The sequence below is a fragment of the Rhodococcus sp. M8 genome (assembly GCF_015654185.1).
Taxonomy (GTDB): Bacteria; Actinomycetota; Actinomycetes; order Mycobacteriales; family Mycobacteriaceae; genus Rhodococcus; species Rhodococcus aetherivorans.
Genome location: NZ_CP064065.1, coordinates 5787051 through 5813384 on the forward strand (window position 1 = coordinate 5787051; position 26334 = coordinate 5813384).

Consider the following 26334-nt stretch of genomic DNA (forward strand, 5'->3'; position numbering starts at 1 on the left):
CATGGAGCCATGGCCGACGACGCGCACATCGAGGAACCGGGTCCCGCCGACGAAGCCGTCGCCCGCGCCCTGCGGGACGCGATCGTCTCGGTCGAGGCCGCCGTCGCGCGGGTGCACGAGTTCTCCGCGGAGATCTTCGAGCTGGTCGGCGCACCCGGAGGCGGGGACGCCGTCGACCACCACAACGCGCTGACCAGGGTGGCTGGGCTCCTGGACGCCACCGGGCAGCTGGGCGCCACCGACTGGGAATCCGTGCGCGGCCTCGGCGACGTACTCGCCGATCGGGCCGGGCGGCTGCGAGCCCACACCGGAGAAGTGCTCGACGGGCTCGCCGCCGACGCTCCGGCGCAGGACCGGGTGGCCTGCCTGCAGCAGGCCGTGGAGACCGACCGGCTCGGCGAGACGTTGCAGCTACTCGTCCTCGTCGAGGACTCGCTGAACCTGTGGCAGCGGCTGCGGCTCGCGCGGATCCGCACCACCGAACCGGACCGGCTCGAGCACGAATGCGCGGCGATCGGCACGACGCTCGCCGGGCGCGTCGAGCGGGACGTCGGGCTGCTGCTGCGCGCCCGCGCACGGCTGGCGAGCTACGCCGCGCTCAAGCCGTTCGAGCTGGTGCGATGGCTGTCGACCGCCCGGGTGAAGAAGGACATCGCCCGGCTCCGGGCGGACCTGGACGACGTTGCGGCGGCGCTCGGCAGCGCCGCGGAGCGCGCCCTCGAGGCCGAGGATCCGTCGGTGGCCGAGAACCTGGCGGAGCTGGGCAACCCGGTCCGGGCCGTCGGCGGTGCCCTCGGCGACAGCGCCCGCACCCTCGGCGGCCGGGCCGTCGGGGCGGGCAGCACCGGGGTCGGGAAGCTGGGCCGGGGGCTGCACCGGGTCGCGGAGCCCCGCCGGCGGCCGGGCGGCGACGTGCCGCTGACGACCGCCCCCGACGCCTGACCGCCGCGACGGGCGCGGCGCGGACCGCCCATATGATCGATTCATGAGCAGCGACCGGGCGCCGGCCTTCACCATGCGGCAACTGGTCGCCTTCGTCGCCGTCGCCGAGACCGGGACGATCAGCGCGGCGGCCGACCGGCTGCTGGTGTCGCAGTCGGCGGTGTCGCTGGCGGTCACCGAACTCGAGAAGGCGCTGTCGGCGCAGCTGTGCGTGCGCCGCCGTGCCCACGGCGTGCACCTCACGCCGGCGGGGGAGTCGCTGCTGGCCCGGGCGCGGGCCCTGCTGCAGCAGGCGAGCGAGATCGAGGACGAGATGCTCGGGGCGGGCGGCGAACTCGCCGGCCGGCTCGCCGTCGGGTGTTACACGACGGTCGGGCCGACGATCCTGCCGCCGCTGCTGTCCGAGTTCACCGAGCTTCATCCGCGGGTGTCGCTCGAATTCCGGGAGGCGATGGCCGACGAGCTGGGCGAGCGGCTCGAGGGCGGGGCGCTGGACGCGGTGATCACCTACGACCTGGAGCTGCCACCGGCATGGCGCACCGCCACGCTGATGACGAGGCGGCCGGCGCTGGTCGTGCAGGCGGGGCACCGGCTGGCGGCCACGCCCGGCCCGGTGGAGCTGGCCTCGGTGCGGGACGAACCGATGGTGTTGCTCGACGCGGTGCCGGCGTCGACACACGCGATGCAGGTGTGTGCGCGGGCCGGGTTCACGCCCCGGATCGAGTACCGGTCGGCGAACTACGAGACCGTGCGGGCGTACGTCGGCCGGGGCCTGGGCTGGACGATCATGCTGCACCAGCCGCAGCTCAACCGCACCTACGGCGGACTGAAGATCGTGCTGTTGCCGATCGACGTCCCCGACCTCGATCCGGTGCGGCTGGTCATCGCCTGGCGTCCCGACGTGGTGCTCAGCCGGGTGGTACGCGAGTTCATCTCGTTCGCAACGGCCCGCGTGGGCGCGCTGTGAGCGGCGCCGCCGACCATTCTTGAGTATTTCTCATATCGATCAGCAGGTTCCTGTTCTTTTCTGAGGTTGTGACTGCGGACATACTGGGTTCCGACGCGCTGATCGGCAGCGCGCGGTCCGGGTTCCGTTCCCGGCGCCGATGAGAAGCGCTGATTCACAACCACTTCGAGGAGATCGATAATGTCTGCCACGGACGCCCTGCATCCGCCGGTCCTCTTCGCGCCGGAACACGAGGAGTTCGCCCAGTGGGTCCGCGAGTTCGCGGCACCGCACGCCGAGAGCTACCTCGAACGCGCCCACCGCGAGGAGTTCCCGTGGGACCTCGCCGAGAAGATGGCCGCACAGGGCCTCCTCGGCCTCGGCGTCTCCGAGGAGAACGGCGGTCAGGGTCGCATCGGCGAGGTGCTCACCAAGACGCACCTCGGCATCGCCCACGAGGAACTGGCCTACGCGAACTTCTACCTCAGCCAGCTCGCCTACACGAACAACCTCACCGGCCCGCTGCTCGAGCGCTTCCTCGCCCCCGATGTCGCGAAGGACTGGGTGCGCGGCATCGTCGAGGGCCGCCACGTCGTCGCCCTCGGCCTGACCGAGCCGGGCAGCGGCTCGGACGCGATGGCCATGCGCGCCAAGGCCGAGAAGGTCGACGGCGGCTGGAAGCTCAACGGCGAGAAGACGTCCATCACCTTCGCCCCGCACGCCAAGGCGATGATCACCTTCGTCAAGGCCCGCGGCGCCACCCCGGAGGAATCCGGCGTCACCGCCTTCCTCGTGCCTCTCGACTCCGACGGCGTGAGCATGCAGAAGTTCCCGGACGCCGGCTGGAAGCCGCTCGGCCGGGCCGGTGTGTTCCTCGACGACGTCTTCGTCCCGGACGAGTACGTCATCGGTGGCGTCGGCAACGGATTCCGGCTCGTCATGAGCGAATTCGACTACACCCGTTCGGTCATCGGCCTGATGTCGACCGGAGTCGCCCGCAAGGCCCTCGACATCACCATCGACTACGTCAAGTCCCGCAGAGCGTTCGGCAAGCCGGTCGCCTCGTTCCAGGGTGTGTCCTTCCCGATCGCCGAGAACGCCACCAAGCTCGAGGCGGCCCGCTGGCTCACCTACCGCGCCCTCTCTCTCGCCGACGCAGGCAGGCCCTTCACGAAGGAGGCCGCGATGACCAAGCTCTACGCCACCGACGTCTCGCTGCAGACCATCCGCGACTGCATCGTCGCCCACGGCCACAGCGGCTTCGCCGAGGAACTGCCGCTGCAGGCCATGCTGCGCGACGTCTCCGGACTCGAGATCGGCGAGGGCACCCCGCAGATCCAGAAGGTCGTCATCGGCCGCGCGCTGCTCGGACGGGAGGCCACCGCATGAGCACCAGCCGGCGCCGCGCCCTCGACGGGGTGCGGGTCATCGACCTGACCCAGGCCCTCGCCGGGCCGTTCTGCACCTCGCTGCTCGCCGACCAGGGGGCCGACGTGATCAAGGTGGAGCCGCCGCGCGGCGACTTCCTCCGCTATGCCGGCCCGTTCGCCTCCGACAACGAGCCCCGCGACTACGGCGGAGTGTTCCAGTCGGCCAACCGCAACAAGCGGTCGATCGTGCTGGACCTGAAGAAGCCCGACGCCCGCGACGTGCTGCTGCGCCTGATCGACGACGCCGACATCCTCGTCGAGAACTTCAGCGCCGGCGTCATGGACCGCTTCGGCCTCGACTACGACACCCTCGCCGCGCGCAATCCCCGCCTGGTGTACGCCTCGATCCGCGGATTCGGCGACAAGACCGGCGGGCACAGCCCCTACCGGGACTGGCCGGCCTTCGACATCGTCGCGCAGGCCATGGGTGGGCTCATGTCCATCACCGGTACCGACGCCGAGCACCCCGTCCGGGTGGGTTCCGGTGTCGGCGACACGGTTCCGGGCCTGTTCGCCGCCTTCGGGATCCTCGCCGCCCTGCGCGACGCTGAGCGCACCGGGCAGGGCCAGTACGTCGACGTCGCCATGGCCGACGCCGTCCTCGCGATCTCCGAGGTCGTGGTCAACACCTACGGCCACACCGGCCGGGTCCCCGGCCCGCTCGGCAACCAGCTGCAGGGCTTCGCGCCGTTCGACACGGTGCAGGCACAGGACGGCGTCGTCGCGCTGGGTGCCCCGCACAACCCGCAGTGGGCCAAGCTCGCCGCCGTCATGGGGCAGCCGGAACTCGTCGACGACCCGCGGTTCGCCACCGACCACGACCGGTGGCTCAACCGCGACGCCGTCTACGAGGTGGTCAACGCCTGGACCCGCACCCGCACCGTCGCCGAACTCATCGAGCTGCTCGGCGGCAAGGTGCCGCTCGGCCCGATCCTCGACGCCGCGGACATCTTCGCGGACCCCCACTTCCGGGCCCGCGACATGCTGCCGACCGTCACGCACCCGCACAACGGCCGTGCCGTCACCGTCCCCGGCATCCCCGCCAAGCTCTCCCGCACCCCGGGCGCGGTCGAGCGCCGCGCCCCGCTCATCGGCGAGCACACCGTCGAGATCCTCCGGGAGGCCGGCCTCGACACCGCCGAACTCACGGCCCTGGCCGACGCCGGCGCCACCGTCATCCCTTCTTCCGCTCAGGAGCACGTCGCATGATCATCACCAAGGTCGAACTGATCCCGGTCTCCACACCGCTGGTCAAGCCGTTTCTCATGCCGGGGACCAGGATCACCCACATCCATTCCGTCGTGCTGAAGCTGCACACCGACGAGGGGATCGTCGGCTACGGCGACAGCGGCGACACCTCCACCTGGTACCGGGGCGAGACCCAGGAATCGATGACGGCGATGATCGCGAACCACATCGCCCCGGCGTTCCTGATCGGCCAGGACCCGCTCAACATCGAGAAGATCGTCGGGCAGATGGACACCTTCGTCCGCGACAACAACCAGGCCAAGGCCCTCGTCGACTTCGCGCTGCACGACCTCAAGGGCAAGGCCCTGGGCGTGCCCGTGTACCAGCTGCTCGGCGGGAAGAATGCCGACGCCTCCGTGCAGGGCTGGGTCGCCTCCGCCGGCCCGGTCGACCAGGTGGTCGCCGAGGCCGTGCAGGCCCACGAGAAGGGCTTCTGCCTGATCAAACTCAAGTCCGACGGCAACTCCGACCACGACGTGGACAACGTCCGCGAGGTCCGTGCCGCACTGGGCGACTCCGCCCGGATCGTGGTCGACGCCAACGGCTTCTGGAACTACGACCAGGCGCTGAAGACGATGCGCCGGCTGGACCGGTACGGCATGGAGTGCATCGAGCAGCCCGTCCCGCACTGGGACATCGAGGGCATGGCGCGCCTGCGCAGCCGCATCGACACGCCGATCTTCGCCGACGAGTCGGCGCAGGAGCTGCACAACATCCGGGAGATCATCGAACGTCGCGCCGCCGACGGCCTGTTCATCAAGATGCAGAAGGCCGGTGGCCTGCTCAAGGCGCAGCGCTGGCTCACGATGGCGCGCCTCGCCGACATGGCCGTCATGAGCGGCTGCATGATCGGCTCGGGCCTCGAGGCCAGCCCCTCGGCGCACCTGATGATCGCCAACAACTGGGCGTCGCAGTTCACCCACGAGAACCTCGGCCCGCTGATCATCAACAACCAGTGGGAGAACGCCGAGCAGAAGATCACGCAGGACATCGCCCTGAACGTGCCGATCTTCGCCGACGGCAAGCTCTACCCGAACGAGGGCCCGGGCTTCGGCATCGAACTGAACGAGGAGTTCATCGCCTCGCACATCACCGAGGGCAAGCAGACCGTCACCGTCGGCGAGCTCGTCGGCGTCTAGCGACGCCGAGAACCTGCAGGAGAAGATCACGATGACCGAACACCGGACGGGCCCGCTGGCCGGCCTGAAGGTCGTGGAACTGGCCGGGCTGGGACCGGCGCCGTTCGCCGCGATGTTCCTCGCCGATCAGGGCGCCGACGTCGTACGCGTCGAGCGTGCCGGCGCCGGGTTCACCATGCCGATCGATCCGCGGCTGGACACCCTCCAGCGCGGCAAGCGGATGATCGGTGCCGACCTGAAGGACCCGGACGGGCTCGCGACGGTGCTCGCGCTGGTCGAGAAGGCCGACGTGCTGATCGAGGGTTACCGGCCCGGTGTCACCGAACGCCTGGGCCTGGGTCCCGAGGACTGCTGGGCGCGCAACCCGAAGCTGGTGTACGGCCGGATGACCGGCTGGGGCCAGGACGGGCCGCTCGCGCAGCGCGCCGGGCACGACCCCACCTATCAGGCCCTGGTCGGATCGCTGCACGCGATCGGCCGGGCCGGCGGGCCCCCGCAGCTGCCGCTCAGCCTGGTCGGCGACTTCGGCGGCGGTGCAATGTATCTCGTGTCCGGCATCCTCGCCGCGCTGTGGGAGGCGCAGCGCTCCGGGCGCGGCCAGGTCGTCGACGCCGCGATCGTCGACGGCGTCGCGCACCTGATGGCCAACCCGTACTCGATGCTCGCCGGGGGCGCGTGGCACGACGCGCGCGGCACCAACCTCATCGACTCCGGGGCCCCGTTCGTCGACGTGTACGAGACCTCCGACGGCCGGCACGTCGCGGTCGCGGCCCTCGAACCACCCTTCTACGCGCAGCTTCTCGCGGGGCTTGGCCTCGATGCGGACGGCGAGCTACCGGAGCAGTGGGACCGCCGGCGCTGGCCGGAGCTGCGCGAGCGGATCGCCGCCGCGTTCGCCACACGCCCGCGCGACGAGTGGGCGGCAGTCTTCCGGGACACGGATGCCTGTGTCGCCCCGATCCTTTCGATGACCGAGGCGCCCGCCGACGCGCACCTCACCGCGCGGGGCACCTTCCTGTACCGGGACGGTCACCCCGAACCTGCGCCCGCGCCTCGCTTCTCGCGCACCCCGGCGGGCGTGCCGGCCGCGCCTCCCGTGCCCGGACGGGACGACCCGTCCGAGATCCTGCGCACGTGGGGCATTCTCGACGCCGTCGCGCCGACCCCCTGAACTGCAGGTTCACCGGATCCGCGGGTGGCGACCGGCTTCGGTGCCGCCCGCGGTCCCGCATGTCACCATTGTTGAGCAGACCTGTGGAATATAACCGGCTAATTCTGCTTTTCACGCCATTGTGACGTGACCCATACTTCAGGGGCCAACGGAGGGCTCGCTCCCCGGCACCGAGCGAGCGTCCAGCCGCCTCGTCCGGCCGCCTCGGCGGTCCTCACCCACGGCCGCCTCGGCGGTCCCCTCATTCACGGCCGCGACCGCCGCGTGCCCCGCTTCGCCCGCCGGCCGGTCCGGCACCCGTACACAAGGAGTTCGTGATGGCACTTCTCGACGAATCCATCTGGCAGGGAAAGATCTTCGCCGGAGACTGGATCCCCGGCGGCGCCGGTGAGATCAAGGTCGTCGAACCGGCGACCGGCGCGACGCTCGGCAGCGTCGGCCTCGCCGACGAGGGCGACCTCGAACGCGCCGTCGACCGTGCCGTCGCGGCCCAGCGCGACTGGGCGGCCCGCCCGCACACCGAACGCGCCGCCGTGCTGCGCCGCGCCGGCGACCTGTGGCAGCGGCACGCCGACGAGATCGAGCGCTGGATCATGCGCGAGTCCGGCTCCCTGCGCCCCAAGGCCCAGCTCGAGACGCACGTCGCGGCGCAGGAGTGCTTCGAGGGCGCGGCCCTGCCCTCGCACGCGCTCGGCGAGATCCTGCCCAGCGAGGCACCGCGCCTGAGCATGTCGAAGCGCGTGCCCGTCGGTGTCGTCGGTGTCATCGCGCCGTTCAACTTCCCCCTGATCCTCGCCATCCGATCCGTCGCGCCGGCGCTCGCCCTCGGCAACGCCGTGATCCTCAAGCCCGACCCGCGTACCGCCGTCTGCGGCGGCGTGGCCCTCGCCCGCATCTTCGAACAGGCCGGCCTGCCCGCCGGGGTACTGTCCGTGCTGCCCGCCGGCGCCGACGTCGGCGCCGCCCTCGTCGACGACCCGCGGGTACCGGTCATCTCCTTCACCGGCTCCACCCCGGCCGGCCGCGCCGTCGGCGCCGCCGCGTCCCGCAACCTCAAGAAGGTCCACCTCGAACTCGGCGGCAACTCCGCGATCGTCGTCCTCGACGACGCCGACCTGGCCGCCACGGTGGCCGCCGGTGCCGCCGGTTCCTTCCTGCACCAGGGCCAGGTGTGCATGACCACCGGCCGGCACATCGTGCACGAGTCCGTCTACGACGAGTACGTCGCGCAGCTCGCCGCCAAGGCCGAGGCGCTGCCCGTCGGCGACCCGGCCACCGAGCAGGTCGCGCTCGGGCCGATCATCGACCACGGTCAGCTCGAGAAGATCCACGCTCTGGTCACCGCGTCCGTGGACGCCGGCGCCCGCCTCGTCGCGGGCGGCACCTACGAGGGCCTGTTCTACCGGCCCACCGTCCTCGCCGACGTCCCCGCCGGCGCCCCCGCCTACGCCCGGGAGGTGTTCGGGCCCGTCGCTCCCGTCGTGAAGTTCTCGACCCTCGACGAGGCCGTGGCCCTGGCCACCGACACCGAGTACGGGCTGTCGCTCGGCATCTTCACCCGCGACGTCGGCAAGGGCCTCGCCCTCGCCGAGCGGATCCCCACCGGCATCGCCCACATCAACGACCAGACCGTCGGCGACGAGGCGAACATCCCGTTCGGTGGTCTCGGCACCTCGGGCAACGGCGCCCGATTCGGCGGTGCCGCCAACAGCATCGAGGCGTTCACCGAGTCGCGCTGGATCACCGTCAGCCGCGACGTGCCCGTCTACCCCTTCTGAGCGGCCCCGCCGACCGGATCTAGCATCGTCCTCGCAGAGTAAGGACCCACCATGACCCTCGCAGACCCAGAGCCCGCCGCCATCGTCGCGCCGGCGCAGCGGAACAAGGACATCCGTCGCGTCGTGTTCTCGAGCTACCTCGGGAGCACCGTCGAGTTCTACGACTTCATCCTGTACGCGACCGCCTCCTCGCTCGTGTTCGGCCCCGTGTTCTTCGCGAACCTCAGCCCCGGCCTCGCGCTGATCGCCTCCTACGCGACCTTCGCCATCGGCTACATCTCCCGCCCGCTCGGCGGCATCGTCTTCGGTCACTTCGGCGATCGCATCGGCCGCAAGAAGATGCTCATGCTGTCGATGACGATCATGGGAGTGGCGTCCTTCCTGATCGGCCTCGTCCCGGCGATACCCACCTGGGGCGCCGTGATGCTGATCCTGCTGCGTGCGGTGCAGGGCGTCGCGATCGGCGGCGAGTGGGGCGGGGCGGCCCTGATGTCGCTCGAGCACGTCAAGGGCCGCAACCGCGGCTTCGCGGCGGCGTTCACCAACGCCGGTGGCCCCACCGGCGCCGTGCTCGGCACCGTCGCCCTCTCGCTCGCCGCTCTCCTGCCGGAGGACGACTTCCTCTCGTGGGGCTGGCGCGTCCCGTTCCTGTTCTCGGCCGTCCTGCTTGCCGTCGGCCTGTTCGTGCGGGCCCGCATCGCCGAGAGCCCCGTCTTCGAGGAGGCGCTGCGCGCCGCCGAGGCGAAGAAGGACCGGACCAAGGAGACCATCCCGCTGGTGACGATCCTGCGCGCGCCGCGCACCCTGATCCTCGCCGGACTGGTGTGCACCGCGCCGTTCGTGATCCAGGCCCTGTTCTCGACGTTCGTGATCACCTACGCCGCCGGGAACGGCGTGTCCCGGTCGCAGGGCCTCACCGCCTTCGCGATCTGCCAGTTCGTCGCGATCTTCGGCATCCTCGGCGCCGCCCGGCTGTCGGACACCTACGGGCGCAAGCCCGTCATGATGACCGGCTTCGTCGGCATGGTCGTCCTGGCGTGGCCGCTGTTCCAACTCGCCTCGTCCGGCAACTTCCTGCTGGTCGTGCTGGCCTTCGTGATCGCCTGCTCGGTCCTGCAGTCGCTGACGTTCGGCCCCATGCCGGCGTTCCTCGCCGAGCAGTTCGGCACCCGCGCCCGCTACACCGGCGCCTCCCTCGGCTACCAGATCGGCAGCCTCCTCGGTGCCGGCTTCACCCCGGTCATCGTGGCCTCGCTGTACGCCGGCTCCGGCACCATCGGCAGCGTGATCGTGTACCTGGTCGCCGGCTGCGCCCTGAGTGCCGTGGTCCTCGCCCGGTTCGTCAAGGAGAGCAAGGACGTCGACCTGAGCGCCTGATCCGCGTCACCGGCGGGGCCGGGCACCGCACAGGTGCCCGGCCCCGCCGCGCGTAGTCGATGTCGGGCGGGACGTCGTGCTGCTGCTGCGCCCGCCCGAGCACCGCGACGGGCGCGGGCCCGTGGGAACGGGAGGTTGTCGCGACCACCGGGCTGTCGCTGCGCCATCCGTCGAGTAGCGCCGGCGACAACCTCCCGCTGGGGGTAGAAAGCTCCCGCTCGATACCGTTGCCCGCATGACCCGTCCCGACTCGGTGCCCAACTTCACCATGCGCCAGCTCGCGGCGTTCGTCGCGGTCGCCGAGACGGGAACGATCGCCGGCGCCGCCGAGCGGCTGCACCTGTCACAGTCCGCGCTGTCCGCGGCGCTCACCGACCTCGAGAAGTCGCTCCAGACGCAGCTGGCTGTGCGACGGCGGGCGCGCGGCGTGCAGCTGACGGCGATGGGGGAGGCGGTACTGGCCCGCGCCCGGGTGCTGCTGCACCAGGCGAGCGAACTGCAAGCCGACGCGGTGGGGGAGGGCGGCGGTGTGGCCGGCCCCGTCGCCATCGGGTGCTACCCCGCCCTCGGGCCGACGGTGCTGCCCGCGCTGCTCGCCGGATTCACCCACCGCTTCCCGCGCGCGCGGGTCGAGTTCCGGGAAGACACCCAGAACCGGCTGCGCACCCAGCTCGACAACGGCGAGCTCGACCTCGCGATCGTCTACGACCTCGAACTGTCCGCGGAGTGGCGCAAGGCGACGCTGATGACGCGCGAGCCGACGGTGCTGCTCGACGCGAACCACCGTCTCGCCGGCGGGGACGGCCCGGTGCGGCTGGCCGATCTGCGCGACGACCCGATGGTGCTGCTCGACGCGCCGCCGAGCAGCAACCACGCGATGGAGGTGTGCCGGGGCGCCGGGTTCGCGCCGCGCGTGGCCTACCGCACCTCCAACTACGAGACGGCGCGGGCCTTCGTCGGTCGCGGCCTGGGGTGGACCCTGCTGCTGCAGCGGCCCCCGCTCGACGTGACGTACGAGAATCTCCCGCTCGTCGTCAGGCCACTCGTCGATCCGGTTCCCGACTCCGTTGACGTGGTCGTCGCGTGGCATCAGGACTCGATGCTCAGCCGGGTGACACGAGCATTCATTCACTTCGCGTCCACCGGAGGGACACCCCCGGCGAGACCCTGACCTGCGGTGACCCGGAGTACCACGGAATTTCCGGGGTATCAGCACGAATAGTTGCGCTTTTCAACCGCTTGTGATGGGGGTCATGCTTGCCCGGTCCGCCGTGACGCGGGCCGCATCGTGAAAGGCAAGCAACACATGACGATTACCACGCCGGCACCGTCGCCGGAGGTGCTGCAGCGCAAGGCCCGCAAGGCGGCGCTCGGCAGTTTCGTCGGCACCGCGATCGAGTGGTACGACTTCTTCATCTACGGCACCGCCGCCGCCCTCGTGCTCGGGCCGCAGTTCTTCCCCGGCACGTCCGAACTGGCCGGCACCCTCGCCGCCTTCGCGACCCTCGCCGTCGGCTTCGTGGCCCGCCCCATCGGCGGCATCGTCATGGGCCACTTCGGCGACCGCGTCGGCCGCAAATCGATGCTCGTCACCTCTCTGCTGCTGATGGGCTTCGCGACCGTCGCCATCGGTCTGCTGCCCAACTACGCCGCCATCGGCGTCGCCGCGCCGATCCTGCTGGTGGCCCTGCGCTTCGTCCAGGGCCTCGGCGTGGGCGGCGAATGGGGCGGGGCCGTCCTCGTCGCCACCGAGAACGCCCCCGCGGGCAAGCGCGGCCTCTACGGCGCCGCACCCCAGATCGGCGTTCCCGCGGGCGTCCTCCTCGCCAACCTCGTGTTCCTGCCGCTCACGGCTGTCCTCGACGACGCCGCGTTCGCGGACTGGGGCTGGCGCGTGCCGTTCCTGCTCAGCGCCGCCCTCGTCGGCGTCGCCATGTGGATCCGGCTCGGGCTCGAGGAGAGCGCCGACTTCGAGAAGAGCCGGGACGCGGCCGGGGACGTCAAGCTCCCGCTCGCCGAGGTCCTCGTCAAGCACTGGAAGACCGTGCTGCTCGCCGGCGGCACCTTCGTCGCCACCAACGGCATCGCCTACGCCTACATGGTCTACGTCCTCAAGTACGGAGAGAAGGAACTGGGCTTCGACAAGTCCACGATGCTGTTCCTGCTCATCGCCTCGTGCCCGTTCTGGATGGCCGGCATGGCGATCAGCGCCTACAAGTCCGACATCGTCGGCCGGCGCCGCGTCTACATCGTCAGCTCGATCGCCCTCGTGATCGTCGCGGCCCTGTTCTTCCCGCTGATGGACACCGCGATCCTGCCCGTGATGCTCGTCGCGATGATCGCCCTCGGCTTCGTCCTCGGCGCCTGCGCCGGCCCGCAGTCCGCCCTGTTCGCCGAGCTGTTCCCCACCCACATCCGCTACAGCGGCGCGTCGCTCGGCTACCAGATCGGCGCGATCCTCGGCGGCGGCCTCGCCCCCATCGTGGCGACCTCCCTCTTCGCGGCCTTCGGCACCTCGCTCGCCGTCACCGCGTACTTCGTGCTGATCGCGCTCGTCAGCCTGATCAGCATCCTCCTTCTTCGCCACCCCCACGACCCGTCGGTCGCGGTGGCGCCCTCCCATCGGTCCGAGCAGGAAGTGGCCTGAGGCATGTCGACCTACTACCAGCCCCCCAAGTACCCCGCATCCGACTTCCCGTCGATGCAGCCCGACGCCGAGGCGCTGCCCGTCGTCGTCGTCGGAGCCGGACCCGTCGGCATGGCCGTCGCCCTCGGTCTCGCGCAGCGCGGCATCCCCGTGACGATCCTCGAGGCGGCGGACCAGGTCTCCTTCGGCAGCCGCGCCATCTGCATCTCCCGGCACAGCCTCGAGGCCGCCGCACGCCTCGGCTTCGGTGCCGAGCTCGAGAAGATCGTCCTGCCCTGGGTCGGTGGCCGCAGCTTCTACCGGGACCAGCAGGTGCTGCACTTCCGGATGCCGCAGCGCGAGTTCGATGTGCGGCCGCCGATGATCAACGTCTCGCAGTCCGAGTACGAGCAGATCGTCGTCGACACCATCGAGCAGAACCCGCTCATCACGCTGCACTGGCAGGCGAGCATCGCCGGCATCCTCCGCGGCGACGACGAGGTGACCCTCGAGGTCGACACCGCGTTCGGCAAGCGCCACCTGCGCGCCGCGTGGGTCGTCGCCGCCGACGGCGGCCGCAGCCGCATGCGCGAGCTCGCGGGCCTGCGCCTCGAGGGCACCAACTACGAGGGCCGCTACGTCATCGCCGACATCCACTGGGAGTCGGACCTGCCCGCCGAGCGCATGGTCTGGTTCGATCCGCCGAGCAACCCCGGCTCGACGATCATCATGCACAAGCAGCCGAAGAACATCTGGCGCATCGACTACCAGCTCGACCCGTCCGAGGACGCGGAGATCGAGACCCAGGAAGACGCCATCCGGGCCCGCATCGCCAAGCACCTCGACTGGCTGCAGAACGACCTGCCCTGGACGCTCGAGTGGCACGGGTTCTACAGCGCCCGCGCCCTCGCGCTGCGCGAGTTCACCCACGACCGCATCCTCTTCGCCGGCGACGCCGCGCACCTCGTGCCGATCTTCGGCGTGCGCGGCCTGAACTCCGGCATGGAGGACGCCGAGACGCTGGCCTGGCAGCTCGCCGCCGTCGTCCACGGCAACGCCGACGCCGCGCTGCTGCAGGCGTACTCGATCGAGCGGCACGACGCGTGGGAGCAGAACGTCGCGAACGCCGGCAAGTCCACGCTCATCATGTCCCCGGGAACCCACGGGTACCGCACCACCCGCGACGCGGTGCTGGCGCTCGCCGTGGGCCGCCCCGAGTTCGGTGAACTGATCAATCCGCGCCAGTCCAGCGCCACCCACGCTCGCCTGTCGCCGCTGACCTGGCCGGTCGCGGAGGGCCTGACCGGGGTGCTGCCCGGTGACCCCGTCGAGGACCGCCGCGTGCGGGTCGTCACCGCCGACGGCAGCACCGCGTCGTCGCTCAACGTGGTTCGCGGCACCGGCTTCGCCGTCGTGGGCTTCGGTCTCGACGCCGACGGCAGTGCCGCCCTCGCCGCGGCCGCTTCCGACCTCGCCGCCGCTCTTGCGCCGGAGAGCGTGCGCGCTGTTGCCGTCGGCGGTACCGCCGCCGACGGGGTCACGGTGCTCGACGCGCCCGACCTGGCCGAGGCGCTCGGCGCGACCGCGGGCGAGGCCTTCGTCATCCGCCCCGACGGCCTGCTGCTGTGCCGGGTGCCGGTCGCCGAACTGTCCGGCGTCGCGGCCGCGCTCCGCGCCGGCACGGCACCCGAGGGCCCGGCCGTCCCCGCACGCCCCGCACAGGTGCTCACCGACGACGAGCAGCGCCGCGAGAACGTGTGGCTGGGTCTGTCGGATGCGCTCGATCAGGTGGACCCGTCCGACCGGGAAGGCTTCCTGGTCCGCCTCGCCCTGCAGCTCGGCTCGCAGGCCGGCCACCGCGAGTTCGAAGAGGCCATCGCTGCGGCGACCGACACGTCGCCGGTGCGCACCGAGGAACTGGCCCCACAGGCCTGAGTCCGTCCGACGACGGCACCCCCGCCCGGCGATCCCGGACGGGGGTGCCGTCGCGCGTTGCGGGTCAGGCGCCGATGGCGGAGCCGAGCATCGGCCAGGCCCGGTGCAGGTCCTCCTGCCAGTAGCCCCAGGAATGGGTGCCCACGGGCCGGAAGTCGACGGTGGCCGGGATGCCGAGCTCGGCGAGCCGCCGGGCCAGCAGATGCGTGCATTCGTTGGTGGCGGCCTCGATGATGCCCCCGACGACGACCTGCTCGGCAAGGTTCGCCGGGTCGCCGGCGACGTTCGGATGATCGAGCCGGTCGTACGGACCGGGCAACCCGGTGCCGTTGGACAGGTAGATCTGCGTCCCGCGCAGCTTCTCGGCGTTGACGTAGGGGTCGTTGGCCACCCATGTGGGGTCGCCTTCGGGACCCCACATGTTGTCGGTGTCGCCGCCACCGCGCACCTCGACGACGAGTTCGACGTAGGTCCGGCCGGGACGGGTGCTCGTCTGGGCACAGCCACTGAAGGCGCCGACACCGCGGTACAGGCCCGGTGCGGACTCCGCGAGACTCAGCACAGAAGTACCCGACATCGACAGTCCCGCAATGGCATTAGCCCCGGTGGTGCCGAGAGCCGCGTTGACGATCGGCGGCAGCTCGCGGGTGAGGAAGGTCGTCCACCGGTTCCGGCCGAGGACCGGGTCGTCCTGCTTCCAGTCGGTGTAGTAGCTGAACGCGCCTTCGAGCGGCAGCACCACGTTGACGTCCTTGTCGGCGAAGAAGTCGGCCACGTCGGTGCGGTCGAGCCAGGTGAGGGTGTCGCCGTCGCCGCCGCCGGCGCCGGCGAGCAGGTACAGCACCGGGCGTGGGGTGCTCGTGTCGCGCGGCAGCAGCACAGCCACCGGAATCACGCGGCTCATCGACGCCGAGTACACGTGCAGGGTGCGCTGCCGAGGGCTGTTGTCCTCGCTGCGCTCGAGGTACGAACCGTCGGCGCTCGGGGCCGGCTGTGCCGCCGCGGGTGCGGCCACGGCGAGCGCGGCGGCCGTCAGCGTCGCCGCGACGACTGCCGTCACTCGACGGAACGGTCTCGGACGGCGCATGGGATCACCTTCGGTCGGGACGAGATCCTTCGATGCTACGACGCATAAGAGCCCGCACGGGGCATGTGCGGGCTCTTGTGCGTCGGACGGTCAGCTGAGCAGATCCAGGATAAGTTCGAGCAGGTCACCGAGCTCGATTGAACCGAGCAAATCTGCGAGGCTTGACATGAAAGCTCCTTCATTCTGCTTGTTCGGGCGGACTTTTCATGTGTAACACGAGTGTGGTTGAGTCGCAGGTAATTCGGGTACCGATTACCATTTTTATTTGATGTTCGGTATTTCCGCCGGTCAGGGCCGGGGAAATCTGCAGATATATGGGTGAGCATATTGTTCGGACCGCGGCCGGGTCGCGGGGATTCGGAATTATGTGCGATTCGCGCGGTCGGCCCGAAATGTGAATTCCCGGCTACGGCCGGTCGATATTCCGGACGATCCGGGCGGCGAAGGCGTCGATGTCGGCCCAGTCCCGGTGATCGCCGTACCGGCCGCCGGTCAGGCGGAACACCACCCGGCCCAGAGGCCCCGGCCACTGCTCCGGCTCGATCGCCCCGGCGAAGGCCCGGTACTCGCGCACGTTCGCCGTCGCCCGCAGCGCCGCCGCCACCTTCGGCTCCTTCAGCTTCGGCCGCACCCACCCGGCCAGCCGCGCGGAGATCATCGCGCTCGTCGCACCGATGGTCTGCACCGAGAACAGCCACGCGGGCTTCCCAGCGAGGAGCGCGCGGTGCAGATCCGCGAAACGAGCGGCGGGAGCGAGCCACTGCCCGTTGTGCACCGAGCTGCCGAGCACGATCGCGGCGTAGTCCGACGGATCGACCGGCTCGGCCAGATCCCGCAGGTCCGCGTCGTGCCCGGCCTCGGTGAGCCGCTGTGCGATCCGTTCGGCCACGCCGCGGGCCGCCCCGTATGCCGTCGTGTACGCCACCAGTACCTTCACGTGAGCTCCCTCCGCCGACCTGTCCCGATGACGCGACGATTATCCGGCTGTGCCGGAGGGTGCCCGCCAGTTCCCCGGAAAGTCCGGCGCGTCGGGAGTGTCGAGAAAGCTCGAAGCGTCCCTCACGCTCCGCTCACCCGTTATCACGCCCAGGTGGCCCACCCCGGGATGGACGAGCGCCCGGCCCCGCGGCACGGCCGCCGCAGCCTCCCGGAACAGCGCCGCGCCGTAGAAGCCGTCCCGGTCGCCGCCGACCACGAGCACCGGACACGACACCTCGGGGAGCCGGGCGGTCACGTCGAAGCGGTTCTCGGCCTCGGCCACGGCGAGGAAATCGTCGTACCCGTGCCGGGCACCCGACGGCTCGAGCAGCCATCCCAGCGTCCACAGCAGCCTGCGCGACCACCATCGCGCCCCCGTCGTCGCCGCGAGCTCCGCCATCGCCCGTCGCGGATGCCCCTCGCGCACGGCGGCCGCGGCCCGTCGCTGCACCTCGCGGCCCGGGCCGAGGCGGTGCGCCGACGCCACGAGCACCAACCTGCGCACCAGCGCCGGGTGGTCGAGAGCCAGCTGGAGCGCGACGCTGCCGCCGGTCGAGACACCGAGAACGTCGACCGGGCCGGGGAAGTGGTCGGGCATCGCCTCCGCGTAGTCGCGGGCGAGATCCGCCATGGTGGTCCCCGGCTGCAGGCCCGGCCGGCGGTTCACCCACCACACGCGTCGCGTCGTCGTCCAGGGCTCGATCTGTCCCAGCTGGGTGCGGCGGTCGAAGCCGCGGGGTGGCCGGTGGTGGTTCGACAGGCCGGGCATGAACAGCAGGGGCGGACCCGTACCGGCGCGCAGGTAGGGCATGCCCGAGTTCCAGGTGCCCTCCTGCGCTGCGATCACGCCGCGTCCAGCGTCCGTGCGATGCCCCTCGCCCAGTCCTCGATCTCCTGCCAGTCCCGGAAATCACCTTCGGGCAAGAGCTTTCGTCCGGCGGGCAGCTTGCGCATCAACCGCGCTCCGACACCGAGCGTCTTCGGGTCGAGGGCGCCGAAGAACACGTGATGCTCCCGTGGCGCGACCGCGTCGGTCAGCTCCGACAGTTCCTGCGGTGCGGCGCTCTCCCGCACGTTCTGTCCCTGTTCGTCGACCTCGTCGGTGCCGAGCGGTCCGCTGGTGAACAGCCAGACCGGGCGGGCGACGAGTCCGTCGCGGTGCTCGCGCACGAACGCGCTCGCCGGCTTCTCCCAGTGCCCCAGGTAGGCGGAACTGCCGACAACGCACGCGTCGTAGTCGTCCACCGACGCCGGAGCCGGCAGTTCCAGAGTGTCCACCACGTGACCCTCGGTCCGGATCACCTCGGCGATCCGCTCCGCGATCCCGGCGGTGGCGCCGTGCCGGCTGGCGTATGCAACGAGAACCTTCATGGCGGATACCCCTGTCGTCGAGCTGTGCTCCTGCCGGCCCGTTCCACCATCGGCCCCGCCGGCGTCACCCGTCAAGCGCTGCTCAGCCGAGTGCGTCGAGGGCCTCGTCGATCGGGGTGTCCCCGTTGTTGAACTCGATGGTGCGCCGCACCGTCGCGGGCCGATGCAGCACCGCCGCCGCGACCGCCGCCACGTCCGCGCGCGAGACCTGCCCCTTGCCGGCGTCCGGGCCGGTCTCGATCCGGCCCGTCGGCGGATCCAGGGTCAACAGGCTCGGGCCCAGGATCGTCCAGTCCAGATCGGTGCCGCGCAGGTGCGCGTCCGCGGCCGCCTTCGCCTCGGCGTACGGATGGAAGCCGTTGTCCTCGGGCACGCCGTGGTCCGGGCCGGCCCCGAAGTACGACACCATGACGTAGCGGCGAACCTCCGCGCGCTCGGCCGCGGTCATCGAGGCGATCGCCGCGTCGCGGTCCACGGCGTACGTGCGCTGCGGATTGCCGCCGCCCGCGCCGGCCGACCACACCACGGCGTCGTGACCGGACAGCAGCGGCACGAGTTCGTCGACGCCGAGGTGCTCGACGTCGGCCACGACGGGGGTCGCGCCCGCGGCGCGCACGTCGTCGGCGTGGTCGGGGTTGCGGATCACCGCGGTCACCTCGTCGCCGGCGTCGGCGAGCAGTCGCTCGAGGTGCAGTGCCACCTTCCCGTGGCCGCCGATGATCACGATCCGTGCCATGTCGAGTCCTTCCGTCGCCGGCCCGCCCGTCGGGCCGCCTCCCACCATCGCACCACGGCGGCGGTGGTCCGTGGGGGAGCACCGGTCGGCGACGTTCGCTCACCGAACGTTCACGCCCCGGGCACCCGAGGTGCAACGTACAGCGGGCATGCTGGGGCGATGAACCCTGTCGTCCTGGAACTCCGCCACGTCGAATGCGAGGGCCCCGCCGCGTATCTGCCGGTGCTCGAGCAGTACGCGCAGGTGCGCACCGTCCGGCTCGGGCGCGACCCGGTGCCCACGGCGCTCGACTACGCCGCCGTCGTCGTCATGGGCGGCCCGATGGGCGTCGCCGACGCCGCGACGCTTCCGTGGCTGGGGGAGGAGATCGCGTACCTGCGGTCCGCCGTCACCGCCGGCATTCCGGTGTGGGGGGTGTGTCTCGGCGCGCAGCTGCTCGCCGCGGCCCTCGGCGCCGACGTCTACACCGGCCCCGTCCCGGAGGTCGGCGTGGGGGAGGTGGAACTCGCGCACGCCTCGGCCGCCGACCCGGTGTGGGGCGAGCTGCCGTCCACCTTCCCGGTGCTGCAGTGGCACGCCGACACCTTCGACCTGCCGCCGGGCGCCACCCTGCTCGCGTCGTCGCGGGCCTACCCGAACCAGGTGTTCCGGCACGGCAGCAGTTACGGCGTGCAGTTCCATCTCGAGGCCGACGCCGACCAACTCGGTGACTGGCTCGCGATCGGCGAGTACCGGGCGTCGCTCGAGGCGGCCCTCGGGCCCGGGTCCGCCGACGCCGTCGCCGCCGAACTGCGCTCGGTACAGCCCGAGACCGTCGCGCACGCGGCGGCCGTGATGAAGCGGTGGCTCGAGACGTACGTCGTGTGAGCGCTCAGGCCTGCAGACCGGCCCGCTCGAGCGCCGCGCCGACGAGGTGCTCGGCGATCGCCATCGACGACGTCGCGCCGGGGGAGGGAGCGTTGCGCAGGTGGACCACGCGCCCGTGCCCGGTGATGACGAAGTCGTCGACGAGCGAGCCGTCGGCCTCCATGGCCTGCGCGCGGATCCCCCGGGGTCCGGGGAGCACGTCGGCGACGGTCAACCCGGGCACGTACTTCGCGGCCTCGGCGACGAAACGCCGGATGCTCACGGCCGTGCGCAGCTCGCGCGTCGCGGCCGGGACGTTGCGGACGGCGAAGCGGCGGAATCCGGGGAAGACGAGGGCGTCGCGCAGGTCCCGCAGCGACCCCGACCGGCGGCGGTACGCCTCGCGGCCCGGCGCCAGGAACGCGTTGGGCCCGACCATGATCGCGCCGTCGATCCGTTTGGTCAGGTGCACGCCGAGGAACGGGTACCGCGGATCGGGCACCGGATAGATCAGTCCGCGCACTCGCCCGGCCGCCTCGGGCCGCAGCAGGTGGTAGTCGCCGAGGAACGGCACGATCGCGGGTGTCGCGAGGTCCCCGGCGCCGTGGGCGAGCCGATCCGACTGCAGGCCCGCGCACGTGATCACCAGGTCGAAGCCGTCGGTGCCGGTGTCGGTGCCGACGAGCACCTCGTCGCCGAGGGAGCGGATCGCCGTGACGGGCGTGGCGAGCCGGACGGTGCCGCCCGCCGCGGTGACGTCGTCGGCGAGAGCGGTGGTCACCGCGACGTAGTCGACGATGGCGGTGTGCGGGGAGTGCAGGGCGGCGATGCCGCGCGCGTGCGGCTCGATGTCGGTGATCTCGTCGGGCCCGATCCGGCGGATTCCCGGCACCCCGTTGGCGACGGCGCGGTCGTGGATGGCGTCGAGACGGTCGAGTTCGCTGTCGTCGAGCGCGACGACGAGCTTGCCGCACTCCTCGTACGGCAGGCCGCGGGCGGCGGTGAACTCGGCGAGCAACTGCACCCCGCGCCGGCACAGGCGCGCCTTGAGGCTGCCGGGCGGGTAGTACAGCCCGGCGTGCACCACCCCGCTGTTGTGACCGGTCTGGTGCGCGGCGAGCCGGGGTTCCTTCTCGAAGAGGGTGACGTCGGCCCCGTGCATCGCCAGCTTCCGCGCGGTGGCGGCGCCGATGATCCCCCCGCCCACGACGGCGGCCCGCAGCGAACCCATGCGCGCCAGCCTACGAGCCGGCGGCCGAATGTCACACGGGTTCGCTTGGATCGAACGCGTGTGACATTCGGCCACACACCCGGTGGCTCAGCGGTTGCGGTCGGAGCTGTAGCCCCACAGCCAGTCGGTGTACTTGTAGCTCGACGTGTCGCGGATGCGGAACAGCTCGTTGCGGGCCTCGCGGCCGGCACCGTCGAGGTGCCAGAGGTCGCCCCACATGCGGCCGGTGGTGAGGATGCGGTTGCAGCGCGGTGCGCGCTCGGCGTTGACGTCGCGCAGGATCTTCGGCCAGTTGGCGTTGTCGCCCTGGTAGTCCTCGGCGGCGTAGTCGGCCAGGCACTTGGCGTCCTCGAGCGCCATGACGGCGCCGGAGGCGAGGTACTGCAGCGGCGGGTGCGCGGCGTCGCCGAGCAGGATCATGCGGCCGTCGACCCAGTTGTCGATCGGGTTGCGGTCGAACATCGGCCACCAGCGGTCGGTCCACAGGTACTTCAGCGCGGTCTGGACGCTCTCGTGGCAGTGGTCGTAGGCGTGCGCGAGTTCGTCCGGGCTGCCCCACTTCTCTTCACCGCGCAGGAATGCGGGCGACTGGAAGACGGCAACCTGGTTGAGCATCTCGCCCTGACGCAGCGGGTACTGGATGAAGTGGCAGCGCGGGCCGATGTAGCCGACGACGTCCTCGATCTCTTCCTCGAGCGGGACCTCGTTCATCGGGAACGTGCCGCGGAAGGCGACGTATCCGGAGCCGACCGGCTTGTCGTCGGACAGCTTCGGGCGCAGCCGCGAGTGCAGGCCGTCCATGCCGAGAGCGATGTCGCCGACGTGCTCCTCACCGTTCTCGAGGATGACGCGGACCTTGTCGCCTTCGGTGACGACGTCGTTCACGGGGGCGTCGGTGCGCAGGTCGGCGCCGGCCCGGCGGGCGGCGTCGACGAGCACCGCGTGCAGATCGGAGCGGTGGACGACGAAGTACACGCCGCCGTAGTGCTGCTGGTAGTCGTGGCCGAGGTCGACCTTGGTGAGGATCTCGGCGGTGACGGCGTCGCGGAAGACGAGGTTCTTCGGCAGGACACCCTTGGAGATGACCTCGTCGTAGACGCCGAGCGCCTGGAGGATGCGGGAGCCGTGCGGGCCGATCTGCAGTCCGGCGCCCACTTCGCCGAACTCCGAAGCGCGCTCGAACAGCGTGACCTCGGCTCCCCTGAGGGCGAGGGCGAGGGCGTTGGCGACTCCGCCGATGCCGCCGCCGGCGATGAGAACCCGCGCGTCCTTCAGATCGGACATGACACTCCTTGTGGTCGGTAGATCGATATGACGAATGGATCAGTGGGCCATGATCGGGCCGCGCGGTGCGTCGTCGCTGACGGGGAAGCGCTTCCACACGACGGTCAGCAACAGCGAGGCGATCAGCGCGCTCACGGCGAAGAGGATGAAGTTCGAGTTCGCGCCCAGTCCGGCGGCGAGCAGCCAGCCGCCGATCTGCGGGGCGGCCACGGCCCCGATCCGGCCGACGCCGAGCGCCCAGCCGAGCGCGGTGCCGCGCAGATGGTCGGGGTAGTAGGAGGCCACCGCCGCGATGATGAGGCACTGCGTTCCGTGGGTGCCCACGCCGGCGAGCACGAAGATCGCGTACACCACCGCGGTGGGCGGGGAGAGCAGCAGGGCGAGCAGGGCCACGCCGGCGACGAACGCCGCGACGATGCTGGTGGGCACGGTGCCGAACCGCACGCCGCCCCACGCGGTGATGAACGAGCCGGCCACCGCGCCGAGGTTCAGCGCCAGCGCGAAGGTCAGGGCGCTGCCGAGGTCGGTGCCCGTGTTCTGCATGAGCTTCGGCAGCCACGTGCCCAGGCCGTACCAGGCGAGCAGCGTCACCACGGTGACCAGGGCGAACATGATGCTGATGGTCCGGAACCTCGAGCCGAGCAGTTCGCGGAAGCCGCCGCCGGCCGGGGCGTCCGTCTTGGAATGGGTGTTGGGCAGGTACTTCAGCGCCAACGGCACGAGGACGAACAGGGGCACGAGAGCGAACAGGAACATCGGGCGCCAGCCCCAGTTCGGGATGACCGGGATGCCGAGCAGGGCCGCGATGGATCCGCCGATCGGCACGCCGGACATCATCATCGTCGCGACGGCGGCGCGCCACCGCCGCGGAACGAGTTCGGCGGCCAGGGCGTTCGACGTCGGTACCAGGCCGCCGAGGCCGAGTCCGGCGATCAGCCGCATGGCGCCGAACATGAACGGACCGGTGGCGAAGGCGCAGAGCGTGGTGAACACCGACAGCACCACCACGCAGCCGATGACGGCCTGCTTGCGGCCGATCGCGTCGGACAGGCGCCCGGCGAGCACCGCGCCGATCATCATGCCGAGGAACGCGAGGCTGCCGAGGGTTCCGGCGGTCGCGGAGCTGATGCCCCACTCGTCCTGGAGGCTGGAGATGACGTTGCCGTAGACGATGAGGTCGTAGCCGTCGAAGACGACGAACAGCCAGCAGACGATCACGGCGAGCGCCGTGCCGCGATTCAGGACGATCGTGCGTTCGCCGGGGGCGGCGTCGGCGCCGGAAGAACTGTGCATGGCTCTACCGTGATGCGCCCCACGCTCCGGTGCAATAAAGTTCTGGTGTGCAGAAAAATCCCGCGGCCCCGAAGAAGGCATCGAAGACCATCACCCGGCCGTCGTATGCGCTGGAATCGGTGGACAACGCCCTGCGCCTGCTGCAGATGCTCCGCGACGTCGGTGCGCTGCGGCTCAAGGATGCCGCCGAGGAACTCGGGACGGCCCCGTCGACGGCCCACCGCCTGCTGTCGATGCTGGTGTACCGGGGGTTCGCCGTGCAGGACGAGAAGCGCCGCTACCACCCCGGCCCGGCGATGGGAGTGGGACCCGCGCAGCAGGGCTGGACGCGGGAACTCACCGAACTCTGCCGGCCGCACATGGAGGCGCTGGCGATCCTGACCGGCGAGACGATCAACCTCGTCATCCGGGTGGGGTCGCAAGCCCGGTTCCTCTACTCCGCGGAGTCCGAGTCGATGCTGCGGGTCGGCGACCGCCAAGGTCAGGTGCTGGCCGCCGAGCTCACGGCCGGAGGGCGAATCCTGTTGGCGGAGTTGCCCAGGCAGACGCTCGAGCAGCTCTACCTGAGGCCGCCGGAAGAGCCCCACATCGATCCGCGCCCGATCGCGGGGTACGGGGTGGACCGCCGGCTCGCCCCCGGGGAATTCGAGGTGTTCCTCGCCGAGCTCGAGGCGGCCCGCAGGGTGGGGTTCGCCGTCAACGTGGAGCAGACCGAGGAGGGAGTCGCCGCATTCGGTGTCGCCGTCCGCAACGGGCGCGGGCGGGCGATCGCGGCGATCACGGCCGCGGTGCCGATCACGCGGTACCGCCAGCATCTGAACGGGGCCCTCGTCTCCCGGATGCGCGCGACGGTCCGCGGGATCGAGGTCGACGTCGCGCACATCGAATGACGCGGCCCGGGCCCCGCGGAGGGTGGCGCAGGGATTCCGCATAGAAGAATTGTTTGTGCTGCGGGAGGACCGGCGACCTAGGTTGAGAGCAACGCCGCACGTGTCCCGCTTCACGAGGAGAGGTCATGACCGCTACCGAGAACACCGATCCGGAGCTGCAGCAGCTCTACGCAGACTTCGAGACCGAGCACCTCAATCCGCTGTGGACCCAGCTGGGCGACCTGATGCCGATGGCCCCGACGTCCAAGGCCGTGCCGTTCGTGTGGAAGTGGTCGACCCTGTACCCGCTGGCCCAGCGGGCGGGCGATCTCGTGCCCGTCGGCCGCGGCGGCGAGCGGCGTGCCATCGCGCTGGCCAACCCCGGTCTCGGCGGCGTCCCCTACGTCACCCCCACGCTGTGGGCGGCGATCCAGTACCTCGGCCCCAAGGAGACCGCGCCCGAGCACCGGCACTCGCAGAACGCCTTCCGGTTCGTCGTCGAAGGCGAGGGCGTGTGGACCGTCGTCAACGGCGATCCGGTGGCCATGTGCCGCGGCGACTTCCTGCTCACCCCCGGCTGGAACTTCCACGGCCACCACAACGAGACCGACCACCCGATGGCCTGGATCGACGGCCTCGACATCCCGTTCGTCCACTACACCGACACCGGGTTCTTCGAGTTCGGCTCCGACGGGGTGACCGACGAGTCCACCCCGGACGTCTCCCGCTCCGAGCGGCTGTGGGTGCACCCCGGCCTGCGCCCGCTCGTCGGCCTCGACGCCAAGTCCAGCTCGCCGATCGCGTGCTACCGCTGGAAGTACACCGACGCCGCGCTGAACGAGCAGCTCGCCCTCGAGGACGAGGGCTACGCCGCCACCCCGGAACCCGGCCACGCCGCCGTCCGGTACACCAACCCGACCACCGGCGGCGACGTCATGCCCACGATCCGCGCCGAGTTCCACCGGCTGCGCGCCGGCGCGCACACCCGCACCCGGCGCGACGTGGGCTCGACCGTGTTCCAGGTCTTCGAGGGCGAAGGTCGCTTCCACCTCGGCGGCCGGGACCACACGGTCACCAAGGGGGACATGATCGTCGTGCCGTCCTGGGTGGAGTGGTCGCTCGAGACCGACGGCGGCGTCGACCTGTTCGCCTTCTCCGACGCCCCGATCGTCGAACGCCTGCACTTCAACCGCACCTACATCTCCGAAGGAGCCTGACCCGACATGCGACTCGCCACCCTCCGCCTCGACGGCACGACCGCCGCCGTGCGCGTCGATTCCGACACCACCGCCACCGTGATCGACGGCTACGCCGACCTGTCCGCGCTGCTGACCGACCCGGACTGGAAGACCGTCGCCGAGCGGGCCGCCGGACGCACCGTCGACCTGACGAACGCCGACTACGCGCCGGTCGTGCCGAACCCCGGCAAGATCGTCTGCGTCGGGTTGAACTACGGGACCCACATCAAGGAGATGGGCCGCGACCTGCCCGAGTACCCGACCCTGTTCTCGAAGTTCAAGGAGGCCCTCACCGGCCCCTACGACGACGTGATCGTCCCCGAGTACGCCGCCGCGCAGCTCGACTGGGAGGCCGAGCTGGCCGTCGTCATCGGCACGCAGGCGTACCAGGTGTCCGAGGCCGACGCCGAGCAGTACATCGCCGGCTACTCGGTGATCAACGACTACACGATGCGCGACTACCAGTACCGCACGCTGCAGTGGGACCAGGGCAAGACGTTCGAGAAGACCAGCGGCTTCGGTCCGTTCCTGAGCACCGACTACGCCCTCGGCTCGCGCATCGAGACCCGGCTCGAGGGTGAGGTCATGCAGTCGGCCACCACGGACGACCTGGTGTTCACCCCGGCCAAGCTGGTGGACTACATTTCCCACATCGTCACCCTGCAGCCCGGCGACGTCATCATCACCGGCACCACCGGCGGGGTCGGGCACGCCCGTAAGCCTGCTCGCTACATCGGCAACGGGGAGACGGTCGAGGTCAGCATCGAGGGCCTCGGTTCGGTGCGCAACAAGACCATCGTCAAGTAGGA

The 26334-nt window shown here is 70.9% G+C and carries 23 protein-coding genes; 15 read left to right on the plus strand and 8 right to left on the minus strand.

Features of this window, described 5'->3' with window-relative positions; genetic code table 11:
- The first annotated feature begins 9 nt into the window (after positions 1-9).
- The 11 genes from ISO16_RS26445 (at position 10) to ISO16_RS26495 (ending at position 14592) form a co-directional block, all read left to right on the plus strand.
- Entirely contained in the window at positions 10-942 is a 933-nt protein-coding gene (locus ISO16_RS26445; RefSeq protein WP_072634785.1) for a hypothetical protein, read from the plus strand.
- Between the two features lie 43 nt (positions 943-985).
- Entirely contained in the window at positions 986-1909 is a 924-nt protein-coding gene (locus ISO16_RS26450) for a LysR substrate-binding domain-containing protein (RefSeq protein WP_006939143.1), read from the plus strand.
- 180 nt (positions 1910-2089) lie between these two features.
- Positions 2090-3277 carry an acyl-CoA dehydrogenase family protein gene (locus tag ISO16_RS26455; RefSeq protein ID WP_072634786.1) on the plus strand — a complete coding sequence of 396 codons (1188 nt, stop codon included), beginning with the start codon at positions 2090-2092 and terminating at the stop codon, positions 3275-3277.
- Positions 3274-4527, plus strand: coding sequence for a CaiB/BaiF CoA transferase family protein (locus ISO16_RS26460; protein WP_072634787.1), 1254 nt, complete (start codon positions 3274-3276; stop codon positions 4525-4527). The genes ISO16_RS26455 and ISO16_RS26460 overlap by 4 nt, the downstream gene beginning before the upstream one ends.
- The gene (locus ISO16_RS26465) at positions 4524-5705 is read left to right on the plus strand and encodes a mandelate racemase/muconate lactonizing enzyme family protein (protein WP_006939130.1); all 1182 of its coding nucleotides are present in this window, start codon (positions 4524-4526) and stop codon (positions 5703-5705) included. The genes ISO16_RS26460 and ISO16_RS26465 overlap by 4 nt, the downstream gene beginning before the upstream one ends.
- Positions 5706-5736: 31 nt before the next feature.
- Positions 5737-6876 carry a CaiB/BaiF CoA transferase family protein gene (locus tag ISO16_RS26470; RefSeq protein WP_072634788.1) on the plus strand — a complete coding sequence of 380 codons (1140 nt, stop codon included), beginning with the start codon at positions 5737-5739 and terminating at the stop codon, positions 6874-6876.
- A 317-nt stretch (positions 6877-7193) separates the two neighbouring features.
- Positions 7194-8654, plus strand: a complete 1461-nt coding sequence (locus ISO16_RS26475) for a benzaldehyde dehydrogenase (protein ID WP_072634789.1) — start codon at positions 7194-7196, stop codon at positions 8652-8654.
- Between the two features lie 51 nt (positions 8655-8705).
- A complete protein-coding gene (locus ISO16_RS26480) occupies positions 8706-10031 on the plus strand; it encodes an MFS transporter (RefSeq protein WP_072634790.1) in 1326 nt (441 codons plus the stop codon).
- A 235-nt stretch (positions 10032-10266) separates the two neighbouring features.
- Positions 10267-11202, plus strand: a complete 936-nt coding sequence (locus tag ISO16_RS26485) for a LysR family transcriptional regulator (RefSeq protein ID WP_072634791.1) — start codon at positions 10267-10269, stop codon at positions 11200-11202.
- Positions 11203-11337: 135 nt separating this feature from the next.
- Positions 11338-12678, plus strand: coding sequence for an MFS transporter (locus ISO16_RS26490; RefSeq protein ID WP_072634792.1), 1341 nt, complete (start codon positions 11338-11340; stop codon positions 12676-12678).
- A 3-nt stretch (positions 12679-12681) separates the two neighbouring features.
- Complete coding sequence (locus tag ISO16_RS26495) at positions 12682-14592, plus strand: FAD-dependent monooxygenase (RefSeq protein ID WP_072634793.1); 1911 nt, start codon at positions 12682-12684, stop codon at positions 14590-14592.
- A 64-nt stretch (positions 14593-14656) separates the two neighbouring features.
- On the opposite strand, the gene ISO16_RS26500 is transcribed toward ISO16_RS26495, so the two are convergent.
- The 5 genes from ISO16_RS26500 to ISO16_RS26520 all read right to left on the minus strand — a co-directional run bounded on the left by ISO16_RS26500 (position 14657) and on the right by ISO16_RS26520 (position 18764).
- The gene (locus tag ISO16_RS26500) at positions 14657-15679 is read right to left on the minus strand and encodes an alpha/beta hydrolase (protein WP_072634794.1); all 1023 of its coding nucleotides are present in this window, start codon (positions 15677-15679) and stop codon (positions 14657-14659) included.
- A gap of 406 nt (positions 15680-16085) precedes the next feature.
- Positions 16086-16616, minus strand: a complete 531-nt coding sequence (locus ISO16_RS26505; protein ID WP_006939119.1) for a flavodoxin domain-containing protein — start codon at positions 16614-16616, stop codon at positions 16086-16088.
- 39 nt (positions 16617-16655) lie between these two features.
- On the minus strand, positions 16656-17504 hold the full coding sequence (locus ISO16_RS26510) for an alpha/beta fold hydrolase (RefSeq protein ID WP_230304438.1): 849 nt from the start codon (positions 17502-17504) through the stop codon (positions 16656-16658).
- Positions 17501-18028 carry a flavodoxin domain-containing protein gene (locus tag ISO16_RS26515; protein WP_072634795.1) on the minus strand — a complete coding sequence of 176 codons (528 nt, stop codon included), beginning with the start codon at positions 18026-18028 and terminating at the stop codon, positions 17501-17503. The genes ISO16_RS26510 and ISO16_RS26515 overlap by 4 nt, the downstream gene beginning before the upstream one ends.
- 82 nt (positions 18029-18110) lie before the next feature.
- Positions 18111-18764 (minus strand): SDR family oxidoreductase, encoded by a 654-nt coding sequence (locus ISO16_RS26520; protein ID WP_072634796.1) that lies wholly within the window; start codon positions 18762-18764, stop codon positions 18111-18113.
- Positions 18765-18923: 159 nt separating this feature from the next.
- Between ISO16_RS26520 and ISO16_RS26525 the strand changes: the two genes are divergently transcribed.
- Positions 18924-19631, plus strand: a complete 708-nt coding sequence (locus ISO16_RS26525; RefSeq protein WP_072634797.1) for a type 1 glutamine amidotransferase — start codon at positions 18924-18926, stop codon at positions 19629-19631.
- 4 nt (positions 19632-19635) lie between these two features.
- Here ISO16_RS26525 and lhgO read toward each other — a convergent pair whose 3' ends face one another.
- The 3 genes from lhgO to ISO16_RS26540 form a co-directional block, all read right to left on the minus strand.
- The gene (gene lhgO, locus ISO16_RS26530) at positions 19636-20841 is read right to left on the minus strand and encodes an L-2-hydroxyglutarate oxidase (protein WP_006939111.1); all 1206 of its coding nucleotides are present in this window, start codon (positions 20839-20841) and stop codon (positions 19636-19638) included.
- Between the two features lie 87 nt (positions 20842-20928).
- Entirely contained in the window at positions 20929-22125 is a 1197-nt protein-coding gene (locus ISO16_RS26535; RefSeq protein WP_029542596.1) for an FAD-dependent monooxygenase, read from the minus strand.
- Positions 22126-22164: 39 nt separating this feature from the next.
- A complete protein-coding gene (locus ISO16_RS26540) occupies positions 22165-23418 on the minus strand; it encodes an MFS transporter (RefSeq protein WP_006939104.1) in 1254 nt (417 codons plus the stop codon).
- A gap of 47 nt (positions 23419-23465) precedes the next feature.
- Between ISO16_RS26540 and ISO16_RS26545 the strand changes: the two genes are divergently transcribed.
- From ISO16_RS26545 to ISO16_RS26555, 3 genes are all read left to right on the plus strand, one after another.
- On the plus strand, positions 23466-24308 hold the full coding sequence (locus ISO16_RS26545) for an IclR family transcriptional regulator (protein ID WP_072634798.1): 843 nt from the start codon (positions 23466-23468) through the stop codon (positions 24306-24308).
- Between the two features lie 125 nt (positions 24309-24433).
- Positions 24434-25504: a cupin domain-containing protein gene (locus ISO16_RS26550; protein ID WP_065922797.1), complete on the plus strand. Its 1071-nt coding sequence runs from the start codon at positions 24434-24436 to the stop codon at positions 25502-25504.
- Between the two features lie 6 nt (positions 25505-25510).
- Positions 25511-26332 carry a fumarylacetoacetate hydrolase family protein gene (locus tag ISO16_RS26555; protein ID WP_072634799.1) on the plus strand — a complete coding sequence of 274 codons (822 nt, stop codon included), beginning with the start codon at positions 25511-25513 and terminating at the stop codon, positions 26330-26332.
- Positions 26333-26334: the final 2 nt, after the last annotated feature.